Annotated in this window: 15 protein-coding genes and 1 tRNA gene; 10 read left to right on the top strand and 6 right to left on the bottom strand. The window is 43.8% G+C overall.

Annotation, left to right across the window (positions count from 1 at the left end):
* Positions 1-16 precede the first annotated feature (16 nt).
* From NM125_RS12480 to NM125_RS12470, 3 genes are all read right to left on the bottom strand, one after another.
* Positions 17-1,093, bottom strand: coding sequence for a FecR family protein (locus tag NM125_RS12480; RefSeq protein WP_255135275.1), 1,077 nt, complete (start codon positions 1,091-1,093; stop codon positions 17-19).
* A gap of 111 nt (positions 1,094-1,204) precedes the next feature.
* Positions 1,205-1,717, bottom strand: coding sequence for an RNA polymerase sigma factor (locus tag NM125_RS12475; protein WP_255135274.1), 513 nt, complete (start codon positions 1,715-1,717; stop codon positions 1,205-1,207).
* Positions 1,718-1,919: 202 nt separating this feature from the next.
* Complete coding sequence (locus tag NM125_RS12470; protein ID WP_255135273.1) at positions 1,920-2,486, bottom strand: NlpC/P60 family protein; 567 nt, start codon at positions 2,484-2,486, stop codon at positions 1,920-1,922.
* A gap of 94 nt (positions 2,487-2,580) precedes the next feature.
* Here NM125_RS12470 and NM125_RS12465 point away from each other — a divergent pair, with 94 nt between their 5' ends.
* From NM125_RS12465 to yihA, 8 genes are all read left to right on the top strand, one after another.
* A complete protein-coding gene (locus NM125_RS12465) occupies positions 2,581-3,303 on the top strand; it encodes a pyridoxine 5'-phosphate synthase (RefSeq protein ID WP_255135272.1) in 723 nt (240 codons plus the stop codon).
* Between the two features lie 27 nt (positions 3,304-3,330).
* Positions 3,331-4,224 carry a GntR family transcriptional regulator gene (locus NM125_RS12460; RefSeq protein WP_255135271.1) on the top strand — a complete coding sequence of 298 codons (894 nt, stop codon included), beginning with the start codon at positions 3,331-3,333 and terminating at the stop codon, positions 4,222-4,224.
* Positions 4,225-4,312: 88 nt separating this feature from the next.
* Complete coding sequence (locus NM125_RS12455; RefSeq protein WP_255135270.1) at positions 4,313-6,238, top strand: AAA domain-containing protein; 1,926 nt, start codon at positions 4,313-4,315, stop codon at positions 6,236-6,238.
* Positions 6,239-6,369: 131 nt separating this feature from the next.
* Positions 6,370-6,441: transfer RNA gene (locus NM125_RS12450), tRNA-Gly, on the top strand.
* Between the two features lie 443 nt (positions 6,442-6,884).
* Positions 6,885-7,307: an OsmC family protein gene (locus NM125_RS12445; protein ID WP_255135269.1), complete on the top strand. Its 423-nt coding sequence runs from the start codon at positions 6,885-6,887 to the stop codon at positions 7,305-7,307.
* Positions 7,308-7,460: 153 nt separating this feature from the next.
* Entirely contained in the window at positions 7,461-9,578 is a 2,118-nt protein-coding gene (locus NM125_RS12440) for a tetratricopeptide repeat protein (RefSeq protein ID WP_255135268.1), read from the top strand.
* A 130-nt stretch (positions 9,579-9,708) separates the two neighbouring features.
* A complete protein-coding gene (purF, locus tag NM125_RS12435) occupies positions 9,709-11,211 on the top strand; it encodes an amidophosphoribosyltransferase (RefSeq protein ID WP_255135267.1) in 1,503 nt (500 codons plus the stop codon).
* Positions 11,211-11,807, top strand: a complete 597-nt coding sequence (gene yihA, locus NM125_RS12430; protein ID WP_255135266.1) for a ribosome biogenesis GTP-binding protein YihA/YsxC — start codon at positions 11,211-11,213, stop codon at positions 11,805-11,807. Before purF ends, yihA begins: the two co-directional genes overlap by 1 nt.
* A gap of 53 nt (positions 11,808-11,860) precedes the next feature.
* On the opposite strand, the gene mnmC2 is transcribed toward yihA, so the two are convergent.
* The 3 genes from mnmC2 to NM125_RS12415 form a co-directional block, all read right to left on the bottom strand.
* Positions 11,861-12,628: a tRNA (5-methylaminomethyl-2-thiouridine)(34)-methyltransferase MnmC2 gene (gene mnmC2 / locus NM125_RS12425; RefSeq protein ID WP_255135264.1), complete on the bottom strand. Its 768-nt coding sequence runs from the start codon at positions 12,626-12,628 to the stop codon at positions 11,861-11,863.
* A gap of 144 nt (positions 12,629-12,772) precedes the next feature.
* Complete coding sequence (locus NM125_RS12420; protein WP_255135263.1) at positions 12,773-13,162, bottom strand: carboxypeptidase-like regulatory domain-containing protein; 390 nt, start codon at positions 13,160-13,162, stop codon at positions 12,773-12,775.
* A 164-nt stretch (positions 13,163-13,326) separates the two neighbouring features.
* On the bottom strand, positions 13,327-14,583 hold the full coding sequence (locus NM125_RS12415) for a DUF4097 domain-containing protein (protein ID WP_255135262.1): 1,257 nt from the start codon (positions 14,581-14,583) through the stop codon (positions 13,327-13,329).
* Positions 14,584-14,693: 110 nt separating this feature from the next.
* On the opposite strand from NM125_RS12415, the gene NM125_RS12410 reads away from it, so the two are divergent.
* Together NM125_RS12410 and NM125_RS12405 are read left to right on the top strand one after the other, a co-directional pair.
* On the top strand, positions 14,694-15,878 hold the full coding sequence (locus tag NM125_RS12410; protein ID WP_255135261.1) for a M20 metallopeptidase family protein: 1,185 nt from the start codon (positions 14,694-14,696) through the stop codon (positions 15,876-15,878).
* Positions 15,875-16,981 (top strand): NAD(P)/FAD-dependent oxidoreductase, encoded by a 1,107-nt coding sequence (locus NM125_RS12405; protein ID WP_255135260.1) that lies wholly within the window; start codon positions 15,875-15,877, stop codon positions 16,979-16,981. The genes NM125_RS12410 and NM125_RS12405 overlap by 4 nt, the downstream gene beginning before the upstream one ends.
* Positions 16,982-16,992 lie beyond the last annotated feature (11 nt).

Below are 16,992 nucleotides of genomic sequence, written 5' to 3'. Positions count from 1 at the left end.
TTTTTTTGTATAAATCCTACTCGGCAGCTTGTATCGTCACAACCTGCTCTTCAATGGTGTATTCTATTCCCAAAATAAATTGTATAGACTGTAACACTCGTTCAAGGCTCATATTCTTATGCTCTCCTTTGAGCTTAGCATCCTGAAGCTGTTCGCCTTGTAAAATTATATCTACTCCGTACCACCTCTCCAGCATTTTAGCTACTTCAGAGAAAGGCTTATCATTAAAAATCAAAACTTGGTCTTTCCAGGCAATCTGTTCCCAGATATTTCCTTCACCTTGTTCAAAAAATTCTCCGCTTTGGTGATAGGTGGCCCACTGGTTTTCCCCAAGAATAATGGGTTGTTCGGGTGCACTACCTCCATTTTCATTTGGCTTGCCGGAAACCCCCACCTTACCTTCAATTACTGTGACTTGAATTTTCTCATCGTTACTGTAGGCCTTAATGTTAAAAGACGTGCCTAAAACCCGAGTTGTGGTATTTCCCACATGCACGATGAAAGGGCGGTTTTGGTCCGGGGCGATATCAAAAAAAGCTTCTCCTTCCAGGTAAACCTCTCTTGTTTGCGGGCTAAACTGTTCAGGGTAGCGGAGGGTGCTACCGCCATTCAATGTAATTACCGAACCGTCATTAAACCGGAAAGTGGAGGTTTGCCCATAAGAGAGCTGCCGTTCATGTAATTCTGTAATGTGAGATGCTTCGGAGGGATTGGAGGACTTACTTATCTGGAATGTAAAAACGAGGGCGATGGATACCACAGCAACCAGCGCAAGACTCTTAACAACCAAAGATGTTTTTTGAAAGCCGGAAGAAGTAGTCTCCTGCTGTTCTTTTACTTTAGTAGGGGCTGCTTTGGAAAAAAAACGGGCAGCTATTAAATCTGACTCAACTTGCCGAAATAATCGTTTCTTGGATCGCTCTTTACTAATCGGAGTATGGCTGGCTTTATTTAATTTTTCTAAAACCTGCTCTAAAACCTCAGCATTACCGGGAGATTGAGCCAACCATTGCTCAACGAAATCAAGCTCTTTTGGAGTACATATCCCCAAAAGGTAATTCACTAATAACTGATCTTCCGGCGCTTTTCTCATAGGATTTAATTGTTGCCTTTATTACTAATATCCAAAAATCAGGGCCTACCCTTACTTAAAATTCATATTCTAATAAAAGGACCTTCTGAGCGCGTTGTGGGAGGGATATTTTTACAGGTACCGAAAGTCTTTCAGTTCTTCCCGGAGGATTTTGAGGGCATGGCTGATCTGCCCTTCCACTGTTTTAGGAGAAATATTCATTGTCTTGGCAATCTCCTTATAGTTCAGCCCTTCTTCTCGGCTAAGTAAATAAGCTTGTTGAGCACGTTCAGGTATTTTGGAGAGTGCGGTTTGGTAGGCGTCATCAAAATTGGGAGGATTGATTACGGGCTCTTTGGGCGGATGGGTTTTGGTCAAATCAAGAATGTGATTCTGAAGCCAGCTGTCGTATTTCTTCTGATTTCGCAGCTGCTTAAGGGCGTGGTTTCGTGCCGTTTTTATGATGTATCCCTTTACGGACGGGTGGTCGGGGTCGATATTATCCCGGGCCTCCCAGATTTTAAGAAAAACTTCCTGGGTCCAGTCTTCCAACTCCCTTGGGCACGATGTGTAATAAGACAAGAAGGAAACAATATCATCGAAATATTGCTCAAAAAAGAGTTCAAACTTTTTCCTTCCTAACATGCTTGATCTGTAACCTTATGAGGGCAATGACTTTATAATTTTATCTGATTTAAAATGTGAAATCAGGTCTAAAAATCATAATAATAATTTAATGGGGACAGCGCAGCTGATATGATGTAAACGAAAGTTAATTTATTACGTCGGCGTGGGTTCAATCAGAAAAGGTACAATGTTTAGGAGAACAATTTTTAAGGGGAGACTTTTAAAAAACCCTTTTCGTAGTTAAATACGTTTCCATCCAGTAGGGGTGATCCAACCCGGAAATCTTCACCCCATTCGTTGTTGATGCATGCAGAAATTTATCCCGGTTAATCATTACTCCTACGTGATAGGTTGTCCGCCCGGTTTTGAAAAAGACCAAATCCCCCGTTAGAACCTGTGATTTTTTTACTTCTTTGCCGGACTGCAATTGCTCGCGGGTGGTTCGGGGTATCTGCATCCCAAAATAATCTTCAAACACCACCTGCATGAAAGCGGAGCAATCGATCCCATCATAGCCTGATCCTCCCAACAGATATGGGGTTCCTTTCCAGTCGTTGTAGGCGAGCTCTAAAAATTCCTGCTTCTCCTGAACGGAGGGTGGCATGGAATATTCAACAAAGGTGCCGGACTCTTTACCGGATCTTGTATCATTTTCGTCAGCGTCAGAAGGAGTGGAAGCCGGTGGATTTCCGGGTGAGTTCTCTTCCCAGGGAATAGTGCCTCGTTCTACCGTTCCACAACCCGCAAACAGAAATAAAGCCAAACCAATAAGTGTACCCTTTGTCATAGCCGGATGATTTTTATTCTCGTCTGTAAATATAATGGGATATGCTTACTTTTAAATATCGAATTCTGATTTTCAGAAAACCAATTACAACACAATGAATCTATTAGTCAATATTGATCATGTAGCTACTCTTCGGAATGCGCGGGGTGAAGGATACCCCGACCCTATTGAAGCAGCAGAGGTTTGTGAAAAAGCAGGCGCTTCGGGCATCGTATTTCATTTACGGGGAGACCGGCGCCATATTCGGGATGAAGATGTTTACCGGTTGAAAGAATCAGTTCGCGGTACCCTGGATTTTGAAATGGCTGCCTCAGATGAAATGATTGATATCTGCACTGATATTGCACCTCATTTATGTACCCTTGTGCCGGAAGGAAGGGAAGAGCTGACTACCGAAGGCGGATTGAAAATGAAATCGGTAATCGATGATTACAAAAACCGGGTATTCCCAAAGCTGAAAGAAACGAATATTGAAATCAGCCTTTTTCTGGATCCCAATCCCGAGGATATTGAATTGGCAGCAGAACTTGGAGCCGATGCTATTGAATTACATACCGGAACGTTCGCTAATGCCGATCCTCAAAAACGCAGGCACGAACTTACAAGATTGAGAAAAGGAGCCAAGCTGATAAACGAGTTAGGCATGAAAGTAAACGCCGGACATGGCTTGAACCTTGACAACCTCCCTGATTTGCTGGAAACGGTACCGCATTTGCATGATGTAAGCATTGGCCATGCACTGATCAGTAAATCCGTTTATTGGGGATTGGAAAAAACCGTGAAGGCGTATTTAGAGATTATGGAGGATTATGCCTGAACGTACCCCATGGTGTAATTCTGCAATTTGAAAACCTCTGCCAAACATATCGCCGATCGTATCCGGTTGATGATTGCCACCAAGCAGTTTCAGGTGGGGGAAATGCTGCCTTCAACCCGGGAGCTTGGGCAACAGCTGGAAGCCAGTTTTCATACCGTAAGAAAGGCCTATCACATACTTGAAGAAGAAGGTTTGATTCTGGGAGAGCAGGGACGCGGATTCACCGTAAAAAATCAAACAACCCTGCTGGACAAATCTGCACGGCTGGAAGTTGGGGGAGAAAAGATTCAGGCTCTGGTAGAAGAGCTGGTGGGCTATGGACTGGATGAATCAGAGATAGAATTACTTTTCCAGGAACAGCTGGGTTTTATGGAATGGCCCGATCGCATTCAAACCTGTGCAAGTGTGGGTGAGAACCATGAGCTGGGTAAAATGCTTTCGGATGCAATCAAAAAACAGGTAGGCGTAAAAAGCCAGGTTATTGATGTAGATGAATATGAAAGTGCGGCAAAATACGATGCTCTATTTGTGCCCATTCACCTAATGAGTAATTTCAGAAGTCTCAGGGAAAGCCTGCTCATTATTCCCATTGTGTATGATTATGACCCTGATATTTTACTCTCAATGGTTGACCGTGCGGCAATTGCAACGATCGGCTTGGTGACGGGCAGCGAGGAAACCATACCCAAGATTATTGATGAACTGAAACGGTCGATTCATTTTGAAGGCTCGTTTGTTGCAGGAACCATTTATGGAAAATCTTTACCGCTTTTTGTTCGCGAATCAGACCTTATCTTATACACCCCTGAAAGCGCCCGGCTGGTGGAACAGAAAGTGCCGGAGCGAAACCGGTTACGGCTCGAATATTTGCTGTCAGAAAAAAGCTCCGAAATGATTCGGGCCGAACTCTGGGATCAGTAGGAAATTTTAAATTAGGAATGCTAAATGTTGAATTACATGTGGTACTAATTCAACATTTAGCATTTAACATTCATCATTCATCATTACATTGATAAAAAAAGTTATTACACAGGCTCTGGAAGCCATTGCTAAAGAAATTGAAGCTGTTCGGGAAACCCCATCTACCGACGTGCTGATGAACGGCGAACTCGAAAAGATTTCAGGAGAGTATATCTATACGTTTGAGTCTCAAAACCAGGGGCTTAAGTTCGCCGAGGAAATCCGGGCCAAAATGGATGGCAAAGAATTCAAGGTCCACCCCGTAGAATTTAAAGACAAAAAAGTACGACTTGAGTTCCCCGAAAATAAAGGCCCAAAAGTTGATGAGGTATATCTGGAGTGGGAGAATGATTATGTGCTCAAAAAAATGCAGGAGCACCTGTTTACCCTGCAGGAAAAATCAAAAGAAATCCCTCAGCTTAAAGCGCTCCTGAAGCCGGAAAAGAATTTCAAAGAAAGCACGGAAAGCCCGGAGCCGGTATTTGATGACCTTCGCAACCCTTCTCAAAAAGAAGCTATAGAAAAATCGCTCAAGAACAATATTCTGTATGTGTGGGGCCCACCCGGAACAGGGAAAACAGCTACATTGGGCTTCATCATAGCCAATTTATTGAAGGAGGGGAAACGGGTGCTTTTCGTCTCTAACACTAACCGGGCAGTGGATGTAGGGTTGTTAAGCGTGATTGACGCTCTCTATGAAATTGATCCGGGGTTCAGCCTGCAGAATACGACTCGTTTCGGGGAAGCCGCACTGGATGATCCCCGGCTGGAAGACATCTTGTTTGAGCATCAGGTAAAAACAAAACTGGACAGCCGAAAAGCCGATGCCGTTCAGTTGAGTAATACGCTCAGTAAGTATGAGTCGCTGCAGGAAAAGATTGACGACATGATGCGCAACGGGGAAGAGGTTCCGGAAAAACTGGATTTAGAATGTCAGCTTGCAGGTAACAAGATAGATGAACACGGGGGAGTAGAAGAGCTGGAAGACAAAATTGACCGGCTTATGAATCTGAATGAACGTTATGAGCTGAAAAAGAAGCAGCTGGTGGCAACCACGATGGCCAAGGTTTGTACCTCCGAGTTGTTTTACGGAATCAGCTACGATGCCGTTGTTGTTGATGAAGGCTCGATGGCAGGGATTCCGTATCTGTTGTTGATGGCTGCTAAAAGCAAGAATCACCTGATTATTGCCGGCGACCCGATGCAGCTTCCACCCATCGCGATTACCAACGACCGGGAAGCCCGTGAGTTTTTGGAGCAGGACATTTTCACCTATGTATCAAAATCAGATACCACGGAAGCGTTGTTTAATTGGCACGATGAGAACCCTGAATTCACCTGCTTTTTTGATGTTCAATACCGGCTGAAAGATGACCTGGCCGGGGTGATAAGTTCTGTTTTTTACGAGGGCCGGCTGAAGTCGGATACAACCGAAGAAGAGATGAAATCCTTGCCGGATACAACCGGTTCGGTGGCGTTGGTAGATACCGCAAAGTACAATCCATATCTGGAACAGGAAACTGGAGAACGAGGCTTCAAGCCAATCAATGAAGTTCACCATAAACTGATTGAAGAAAGCCTGAAGCGCCTTACCCGAAATTATGCCCCGGAGAACATCGGGATTATAGTTCCATTCAGAAACAGCGTATATAAAGTTCGGAATCACCTTTGGGAATCCGGATTTAAAGACATTGAAGTGGGCACTATTCACACCTTTCAGGGGAGGGAAAAGTCAGTCATAATATTTGATACGGTGATGAGCGGTGAATGGCAGAATGGGAGCATGCGGCATTATTCCGTTCGGCCGTTTGACGAAGCCAAAAACGGGCTCAGTGTGCCCCGTTTGCTGAACGTAGCCTTTTCCCGCAGCAAAGAGTTATTGGTTATCATAGCGGATATGCAGCATGTGGAGAGAGTGTATGGGAAGAAATTCCTGGGACGTTTATTGCATTCCGTGAAGCAAATCTCTATTTAGGTAACACACATCACCGTTGAATCGAAGATATTCGAAAAAATTCAGCATTGATTTTAAAAAAAGGTTGAATTGTAGTTCCTAACACTCTTATATTTGGTGCTCTCTGAGAAGAGAAAAATTTATTGATATAAGCGGGAATAGCTCAGTGGTAGAGCATCTCGTTGCCAACGAGAAGGTCGCGAGTTCGAATCTCGTTTCCCGCTCAAAAAGGCAGTTAAGGAAACTTAGCTGCCTTTTTTTGTTTTACGGAGAGAAAATGCATCAGGCGAAAATTGTTTAAAGTGTAATCAGAGATAGGTATATCAAGAAACAGAGAAACGTAAAAGAGAAGAACCTCCAAGCGTCCGAAGGACCTTGGAGCGTTCGCCGGTAACTAACGCTCACGGTTCTAACCAACCACACCTCTACAACGCTTCCAGGACCTGCGGACGCTCAAAAGGTTGCATCAGGTGAACAGTGCTTTGCCATTCTCATTTCGGTTTGCCTGATCAGTCTGAAAATGCTTAGTTCAGACTTGGTGATAAGGAAACCCAGCTTTCTTAATTAATTACATAACCACATTTTATGGTTTGTCGAATGTGTGGAATGTAATCCATTTTTAAGCTGTTCAGATTATTGACTTACAATCAAAACTAATTCAATTATTATGCCAACAAAAAGAGCAGAAGCAGTTTGGAATGGAAATTTGAAATCCGGAAACGGTACAATGAAAGTAGGGAGTGGCTCCTATGAAGGTGCTTACAGTTTCGCTACCCGTTTTGAAGATAAATCAGGTTCTAACCCGGAAGAATTAATCGGGGCCGCTCATGCCGGATGCTTTTCGATGGCACTGTCAAATGAGCTGGATAAAGCCGGTTTCACACCAAATTCTGTACAGACAAATGCAGAAGTAACGATTAATCCTGGTGCCGGCGCTATTACCACCATTAAGTTGACATCCAAGGGTAATGTGCCCAATATCGATAACGATAAATTTCAGGAAATTGCTGAGGCAGCCAAAAAAGGATGTCCCGTATCCAAAGCGTTGAGTGGAGTAACCATAGAATTAGATGCCACGCTTGAAAACTAACTGGTAGATAGTAAGAAGTTCCGATATAAAACCCGCTTTAAGGCGGGTTTTTTTATATCACAAATTTTTTCATTTATTATAGCAACAGAAAGAGCCGATAAACACATAAGGCAATAGTTTTTACTATTATCAGTGCCCATTTTTATAATGATTATGCCTTCAAAAGTTTATCTATTATTCACTTTTTTCTTCATAATTGCAGCGCTTCAGCCTGTTTACGCTATTCAAGATGCGAACATCAGGAGTGAAAGTGACAGCACCCGTGTGCTCCGCTGGCTTGCTGAGGCAGAGTCGGATGTTGAACAAGGTAATTTATCAGAAGCCCGCAGAAAAACCCGGCGTGCAGACAGCCTTTCGGATGAATTGCAGTTTCAAAAAGGAAAAGCTCTGTCGCGCCTTCGGTACGCAGATATCCTGATTACCGAACGAAGACAAGATTCGGCTATCGTTGTTTTAAGTGAAGCCATTGAAAAGTATCCTGTCAGCAAGCTTAGAGTGAATTTCTACAACCTGCTTGCGGTGGCTTATTCATATAAAGGGGAAGATGCGAAAGCCATCGAAACTTATGCAGAAGCCCTTAAGTATGTATCCCGGTTAGACAGTGCTCAAATTGACAGAACCAATGCCGGCATTCGCCAAAATATGGCAAATGCTTACCTCGATTTGGGGCAGACTACCCTGGCGTTTGAGTACTACCTGGATGCGGTTCGCTTTGCTGAAATGACCCGTGACACTTCGTTCTGGGCAACAACGCTCAACAACATCGGTAACGCTTACAACCAGGAAGAAAATTACGAGAGAGCGGCGTTCTATCTTGAAAAAGCGAAGTCCCTTTCTGAGCAGAAAAACCTCAAGCCTGAGCTTTACCGAACTACCCTGAATCTTGCAAATACCCGAAACGGGCAGGAGAGGCTTCAGGAAGCATTAGATTTGTATAACGAGGCTCTGGAGCTGAATAATCAAATCCGCCCGGATTCTCCCCCGGTAATCGTGCTATATAATCTTGGAAGACTGAATGGGAAGTTGGGCAATTATGAGAAAGCAGAAGCTCAGTTTCGTGAGTCACTTGCTTATTCTCAGCAGCTGGGTATCATACAGGGCGAATACTATAATAATTTCGGCCTTGGTAACTTGTACAGAGAAATGGAGCGCTATGAAGAAGGCATTCAATACTTTGAAAATGCCAGAGATATTGCTGAAAGGTTAGGTGCCACTCCTTTTATGCAGGACATTCGGCAAAAACTCTACGAAACCAACCGGGAGGCCAACCGCTTTGAGGATGCCCTTCAGTACTTAGAATTGTACAAAGAATTGTCGGATAGCCTGACGAGTATCGAGAAAGAACAAGCACTCGCAGAACTCGAGAATCAACTTGAGCTGGATCGTCAAAATGAGGTGAACCGGTTATTGCAGGATAAACAGGCACAGCAGGAGAGGCGATTACAGGTGCAATATGTATTTATTGTAGTGGGTTCGCTGGTGATAGCTTTGATTGTGGTTCTGTTGTTAATGATGCGAAAAAGTGCCCGCGAACGTGAAGAAATAAACAGCGTGCTGGAATCGCAAAAAGAGGAGCTTATAGAGGCTAACAAAGCAAAAGATAAATTATTTGCCATCATAGCTCATGACCTGCGTACGCCTATGACTTCCATGCAGGGAATCCTCCACCTTCTTAAAGACAATGTGATTTCAAAAGAGGAACTCACTCAGCTGATTCCGGAACTTGAGATGTCCATTCAAAAAAATGTGCATGTAATGGAAGATCTGCTTGCATGGGCCAAAGATCAGTTATCGGGTGTGAAAATGGAAATCAGTGCTATCAATATCCATAATGTTGTGGATGAGATTGTCTCGAGCCATACTTTTATAGCGAACAAAAAGGGGGTAGAGGTACATCACCATATTCCGGAAGACGAGCACGTATTGGCTGATCAGAATGCCCTGCAACTGGTTGTTAGGAATGTAGTCTCCAATAGCATCAAATTTACGGGCAAAGGTGATGAAATAGAGATTAAGGCTGAGCCTAATTCCCATAATGTGAAGATTATTATCAGAGATACCGGCATAGGAATACCGGAGGAGGAAGCTGGTAAAGTATTTTCAAAGAAAGCATGGACAAGAGAAGGCACCAATAAAGAAAAGGGGACCGGTTTTGGGTTGAGCCTTTCTAAAGAATTTGTAGAGCGTATGAACGGAAAAATCTGGTTTGAAAGCACCGAGGGTGAAGGGTCCATCTTTTACATTGAATTGCCCAAAGCTTCATCAAACTAATAGAAAGATTCATACAAGCTACTGATGTGAACAATCTGTAGATAACTTCTGTGAGTTCTAATTCCCGAAACCCCGAATCATTTCTTATCTTTAACACTTACTTAATCACTTATTATCTGGAGCTTTGAATATGAGCGACAAGCCTCGCGAATATTGCGGAATCTACGGTATCTATAATCACCCCGATGCAGCCCTTCATACCTACTACGGTTTGCACGCTTTACAGCACCGGGGACAGGAATCGGCCGGAATAGTTACCTCTTATTTTGATGACGACAAAGGCCGGTACTCTATGCCCGCTTATAAAGACTTTGGCTTGGTCTTGAATGTGTTCAGCAAATCCAAAGTGTTTAAGAAAATACTGAGGGGCAAAAATGCTATAGGCCATAACCGTTATTCTACTTCAGGCTCTTCCAAAAACCCGGCCAATATCCAGCCTTTTCGGGTACACTACCGGAACGGAAACCTGGCCATTGGGCACAACGGGAATCTTTCAAATGCCAAACAAATCCGGGAGCGGTTCCGCAAAGAAGGCGTCCTTTTTCAAAGCACCTCTGATACCGAATTAATTCTGCATCTTATTTCGCACAGTGATAAGGAAGACCAGATGGATCAGATTATGGACGCACTCGAACAAATTGAGGGTGCCTACTGTCTGGTTATTCTTACGGATGACAAACTGATCGCCGTCAGAGATCCCAACGGATTCCGGCCTCTTGCCTTGGGTAAAGTGGATGGTGCATACTGCGTGTCCAGCGAAACCTGCGCTTTTGATATTAACAATGCCGAATACATTCGGGATGTGCAGCCCGGCGAAGTGATTGTGATTGACAAGGATGCCGACGAAAACAACGAGCCGAAGTCCTATTTTATACCTCCACAAGAGGGAACAGGTACCAGTCAGTGCATTTTTGAGTATGTGTACTTCTCTCGCCCCGACAGCAAGATTTTCGGTGAGATGGTTGATAAAATCCGACGTAATCTTGGTAAACAATTGGCCAAAGAGCATCCACTAACTGATATCGTGAAGAATAACACAACGGGTAAGAAACCGGTTGTTATATCGGTACCCGATTCAAGTAACACCGCCGCGCTTGGGTATGCCAGCGAAAGCAATAAATTAGGCAACGATTGTAAGTATGATATCGGACTGATTCGAAACCATTATGTGGGCCGGACTTTTATCTCACCGGGGCAGAAATCCCGCGAACAGAAAGTGCGAACCAAGTTCAACCCCGTTCGGGGAGTGATTGAGGGGCGGGTTGTTATTATCGTTGATGACTCGATTGTGCGGGGAACAACCTCCCGTTACCTGGTTGATATGATCAGAGAATGTAATCCGGCTGAAATTCATTTCTTGGTGAGTTCACCGCCGATTATCAGTCCTTGTTACTACGGAATGGACTTTCCAACTCCCAATGAGTTAATAGCTAATAAATTTGACCGGGATATCGAGAAAATGGCCAAAGAAATTGGGGTGGACAGCCTCCGGTATTTATCAGCAGACGGACTTGTTGACGCCGTTAAAGAGGCAAATCCTTCCGGCCATGATTACTGCACGGCTTGTTTTACAGGTAATTACCCGGTGCCGGTCAATTTTGGCGTTGAGAAAGAAGAAAACGAGTTGGTTTGATGTTTAACGCCCAGCCCAAATTTATTACCAGTGCCACAAAACTTGAAGAATGTCCACCGGCGAGCTTACCTGAAGTATGTTTTGCGGGCCGGTCTAACGTAGGGAAATCTTCGCTGATTAACGCCCTTCTGAATAAGAAGAATATAGCACGGACATCAAATGTGCCGGGGAAAACACAGCAGATGAATTACTATAAAATTGGTAATGAGTTTTTTATGGTTGATCTGCCGGGCTATGGTTATGCCAAAGTTCCCAAGAAAGAACGGGAGCGATGGGGTAAAAGCATCCGCAATTATCTGTTGGATCGTGAGTCGTTGAGTCTGATTCTGCACGTTGTGGATGTACGGCATGAACCCAGCCAGCTTGATGAAGATTTTTTCTACTGGATGGCGATGAATGAAAAGCCGTTTTCAGTGGTACTTTCAAAGTCGGATAAAATCTCCCGGAATAAAGTGAACCAGTCGAAAGCAAGGGTACGGCGTATCCTTAAAGAGATGAATATTGAGATTCCGATTTTACCGTATTCATCAGATTCCAGAGAAGGCGTTCCGGAGATAAAAGATCTGATTTCCGAATTTGTTAATCATTCCAAATAGAACCCGGTTTTATCCCTTCCATAAATAGATGATTTTGGCTCTCAATTTCTGGGTTAGTCGAAATCTCCGGTGTTGTAGCGTTCAGCTAATCTCTCTTCGTTAACTCTTTTGAATGCAGTCAGTGGTTCCGGGGTAAGCGAAGCAACCGTCATTTCCCGTTTACCCAAAGCGCCCTGTGAACGAGCAACTTTCCACCCGGCAGCGCACATGGCTCCACGGGCTTTTGAAGCTGCGCAGTAGGTGGCGAGAACCGCTTCTTTTTTAGAATATGAAGCCAGCCGTTCAAAGGTATGTCCGGTCCAAAGCTCTTCATTTACTTCGGGTGAAAAGGGATCGTGAAAGATGAAATCGGCTTGTACATTCTCCGGAGAAAAATCCTCAAACTTTCCATAAAAGAGATTCAACGTTGCGCTTAAGCCTGGCAAGGGGTGGAGCTTATTCAATCCCGGTTTGAGTCCATCAAAAATGCCCGGTAGCAGATCATTGAGTTCCGGATGTTTAAGATGTTCTTTGAAGTTGAACTCAGATGAGGTGCTCCGGTCAACGGGAAAAGCCTCTACCGACCAAAATTCTACGGGTATATTAAGCTCTTTCTGTTTAAGGATATCAAGCAGCAGCAGGAAATTCAATCCGGTGCCAAACCCAATTTCTAAAATGGTTAATGAATCAGCTGTATCCAGGTATGAAAGCAATCCCGGTGTTTCAAAAAAAACATGCAGGCTTTCTGATGCCGCTCCATTCGGATTATGATAAAATTGTTCAAAACTATCTGAATAGAGAGTTGAAGAACCGTCTTTGGTTTGGTGAACTTTAGGTGTCATAAAGCCAAAGATAATGCATCAGTAATCATTTAGAAACCGGTCATTCTGTTCATCCTCAATCTAGTAGACTTCTGTAAGCATATTTAAAAAAGGGCTTTAATTGCTTAAAGCCCTTTTTTGAAATAGAATTAAGTGAGTAGGTACTTATTCCTTCTCAACTGGTTTAAGCTCTACAACCACTTCTATAGTAGGTGATTCCATTTTGGTTGTTTTTACCTTTTTCTTGTACTCTTTATAGCCATCATGGTCAATTTTCAGAGTGTAGGTTTCACCGGTAGTTAAGTCTTCAGTTATGAATTCGCCCTCTTTATTTGTTTCAGGGGATTCATCTATTTTTGTGATTTCAACCTCTACCTCAGGTATAGGTTTTTCTGTTTTAGCATCTATAACCGTTCCGATTAAAGTAACATCTTCTTTAGCTTCAGCCTGCGTGTACTCTTGATCAGGGTTAGTCGTTTGTGCTGTCATCGCAATTGTGAATACTCCGAATAAAGCTGCGAATAATCCTGTACTTATTTTTTTGAGTGTACTCATAAAAGTAACCTCTCCTTATCTTTTATTAGCGATTTATGCATGTTATATGCACATATGCCAATGGCATACACTGAGAAATGTTCAGAATTCTAACTTTTGTAAACTCTTTGATGTCAAAGAAAGAGATTGAATGCTCTTTTAAGGAGGGTTAAAGAAAAGAGGGTCTAATTTGAAGACTTCAATGTAACTCTTCCATAGTTTGTTTTTGCTGAAACTGAAGCCTCTCCCGAACCGATTTTACCATTAGCTGCCCCTGATGACTGCTCCCCCTGAAAGTTAAGGTCACCACCGATTTCAACTTTATTTCCGGATAAGTCAAACATTGCATTGGTTGATAGGGGGACGAGAATAGATATGGTGCCGGCACCGGTGGTTGCCTGTGATGAATTTTGAAGATCCACAAAGTGAAGCTCAATATTACCGCCATTTGTCTGTGCCTGTACAGAACCGGATAGTTCTTCAGCAACTAAATTTCCGCCGGAAGTTTTCATTAATACTGATCCGACAATATTCTGAGCCTTTATATGTCCGCCAAGAGAGCGCAGGTTAAGTTTTCCTTCTGAATTGTTTACGGTGATATGACCTCCACTGGTTTTGGCACTTATATCTCCGGTTACATTTGTAAGATTAATGTGTCCGCCCCTGGTTTCATATACTTGTTCTCCGGTTACATTATCTGAGGTTATATGCCCGGCCTGTGTTATGGAAGAAACTTTCATGGTTTCCGGGATAATCAATGTGGCCTGTAAATGAATGTTTTGATCTTTCGATAAAGCTCTTTGGCTGCTTATTTCAAAGTTGGCACTACCTGAGTTGATGTTCGCTGAAGTATTAATCCTCGATTCAAGATCTGCCTTTGTTGAAACTTGTCCTGACGCTTCAACAGTAAATCTAATCTGATTTCCCTGACTGCCTTTAATTGTGACAGAGCCAAAGGGTAATTTAATATTGGTAAGCTCTACGTTTGAAGCATCAAACTCTTTCACATAAGCAAAAACACCCGGTGAAACTACCGTCCAGTTTCCGGGGCTTGCCGCCATTTCTTTGTTAATGGAAACAATTCCCTCTTCACGATTTATATCAACATTGATGCCTTCCTGTTCAAGTTCTTCCAGGGCTTGGTTGATCTCAGCTTCAATCTCTTCCTGAATTTCGACTGGCAAGAAATTAGTGATATTCTTGAGGTTTTTGAGATTCTTCAAGTTCTCGAGGTTCTTCAGATTCTCTAAATTTTCAAGGTTCTCGAGTTTCTTAAGCTCAACAACATGCAGCTTTTCACCATCTATGTTTATGCGAATGCTATCGCTTGCAAAGGCTGTGCGTTTGGGCTTTTCAGGTTCAGAGTGCTGCCCTACGATGTATAAGGCAATACCTACAAAAAAAAGGCCGGCTAATATTATTTCCCAGGATGTTCTCTTCATGTGTCCTTCTGTTTTTGTGACCCGTAAAGGTACGATTCGCTGCTGTAAAGGTTACGTTGAATCAGATAATATCCTTATCATCAGCAAACGTTTGAATTCAAAGAATACGCATGCATTCCCAAATTAAACAACTCACTGATAAATATATCCAGTACGCGGTCGAAACGCGCAGATATTTACACCGGCATCCGGAGGTTAGTTATAAAGAATTTGAGACCACAAAGTTCATTAAATCTGAGTTGGAGAAAATTGGCATTCCATTTGAAAGTCCCCTTGAAACAGGTTGCGTGGGGATAATAGAAGGGGGAAAAAAATCAGACCGTGTGATTGCTCTCCGGGCAGATATTGATGCGCTGGCCATGGAGGAAAATGGGGAAGCAAAAAAAGATTTTATATCCCAAAATCCCGGAGCTGCACATTGTTGCGGTCACGATGCTCACACTTCCAACTTACTGACGGCTGCTAAAATTTTGAAGGAGCTTCAGGCTGAAATTGAAGGAAAAGTTCTGCTTGTATTTCAACCGGGGGAGGAGAAGCTGCCCGGAGGCGGAAGGCTTTTAAGTGAAACGGGTTTCCTCCAAGATCAGGGAGTACAAGCTATTTATGGATTGCATACCTCCCCCATGCACAAGCCCGGCACTATTGCTACCAAAGTCGGCCCGTTGATGGCAGCACCCGATGAATTCGAAGTTGAGATTATTGGTAAAGGCGGACATGCAGCCCGGGCACACGAAGCGATTGATCCGGTGGTTTTATCCGCCCAGTATATCAACGCGGTTCAAACCATAGCCAGCCGAAGCGTGGACCCAACCGAACCGGTAGTGGTTACAGTAGGAAGGGTCGAGGGGGGGACGGCTCATAACATCATCCCCGAGAAAGTAAAACTTTGGGGAACAGCCAGAACGCTTACGGCCGAAACTGCAGACTTAGTTCATAACCGATTGGAAGCGTTGGTAAAAGGAATCACGGAATCGGCCGGAGGCAGCTACAAGTTTCAATTGAACAAAGGATATCCGCCGGTGATAAATACAGAGAAAGAAGCCCGTACTGTGCTTGAGACTATGGCCGGCTTGTTTGGCGAAGAATCGGCTATTGAGTTAAAACGCCCAATTATGGCCGGAGAAGACTTTGCATTCTATCAGGAGCATTTTCCCGGAGCGTTCTTTTTTGTGGGAAGTGGAAGCGAAGAATATGATTCCAAATATCCATGGCATCATCCAAAATATAATGTTGATGACCGGTTTTTTGAGGTTGCAACTCCACTCATGGCTTCTTTAGTTTTTGACCACAAATGATACAGGCTGAACGATCTTATTGGGAGTCCAAACTATATGGCCGGAAGTTTGACTTAATTGTGCTGGGTGCCGGCCTGACGGGACAGTCTATCGCTCATTTTTTTAAAAAAAATAACCCGGCCAAAAAAGTACTGGTGGTGGATCGTGGATTCTATCCCATCGGCGCCAGTACCCGAAATGCCGGTTTCGCATGCTTCGGTTCGGTGACCGAACATATGGCTGACATGGAGATTGAGGAAGAGAGCAAGATCATTGATCGCATCCGGAGAAGAATACATGGATTGGGATTACTGCGCCAGACTCTGGGTGATAAAAACATTGGTTACCGGGAACCCGGGGCTTATGAAATTTTCACTGATGCCCGGGTTTATGAACAGGCTTTAGAGCATCTCGATATTTGTAACCGGTGGCTGAGGGAAGCGGCCGGGTTAGAGGAGGTCTATCAAAAGTGCGAGCATAATGGATTTCCGGCAATTAGTATAAAACAGGAAGGTTGTCTGCACCCCGGTAAAATGATGCGGACTCTTTATGAAAAGAATCTGGCAGCGGGCGTGGAATTCCGGTGGCAGTCGCAGGTAGAAAGTATAGATCAGGACAATGGAGTACTGATTCTTGAAAACGGTATTGAGCTTGAAGGCGAGCAACTGGCTGTAGCTACCAACTCATTCACATCAACCCTTCTCGATGATATTGATATAAAGCCCGGCCGTGGATTCGTGTTTGTGACAAAACCCATCCCTAACCTGCAGTGGAAAGGCACCTATCACTTTGATCGTGGCTACTATTATTTCCGGGGAGTGGAAGGGGATCGATTTCTTCTCGGAGGAGCCCGAAGTTTAGACATTGATGTTGAAACAACAACTGAGTTTGGGACGAACCAAAAAATCAAAAAAAGCCTTACATCATTCGCAAATGATGTTTTAAGGCTTCCCGAGGGTTGGGAGATTGACACGGAATGGTCGGGAATTATGGGTTTCACGAGCACTAAAAGCCCGATGTTGCAGCGCATCAATAATAAGACATCGGTGGTAGCCGGCCTCAGTGGAATGGGAGTGGCGTTAGGCATGCAGCTGGGCAAAGAAGCCGCAGAAGTGATGAAGTGACCAAAAAAATA

Origin of the sequence: Gracilimonas sediminicola (genome assembly GCF_024320785.1) — a bacterium.
In the GTDB taxonomy this organism is placed as follows: domain Bacteria; phylum Bacteroidota; class Rhodothermia; order Balneolales; family Balneolaceae; genus Gracilimonas; species Gracilimonas sediminicola.
Note: the sequence above shows the minus strand (reverse complement) of the source record. Positions and strands in the feature narration are given on the sequence as shown.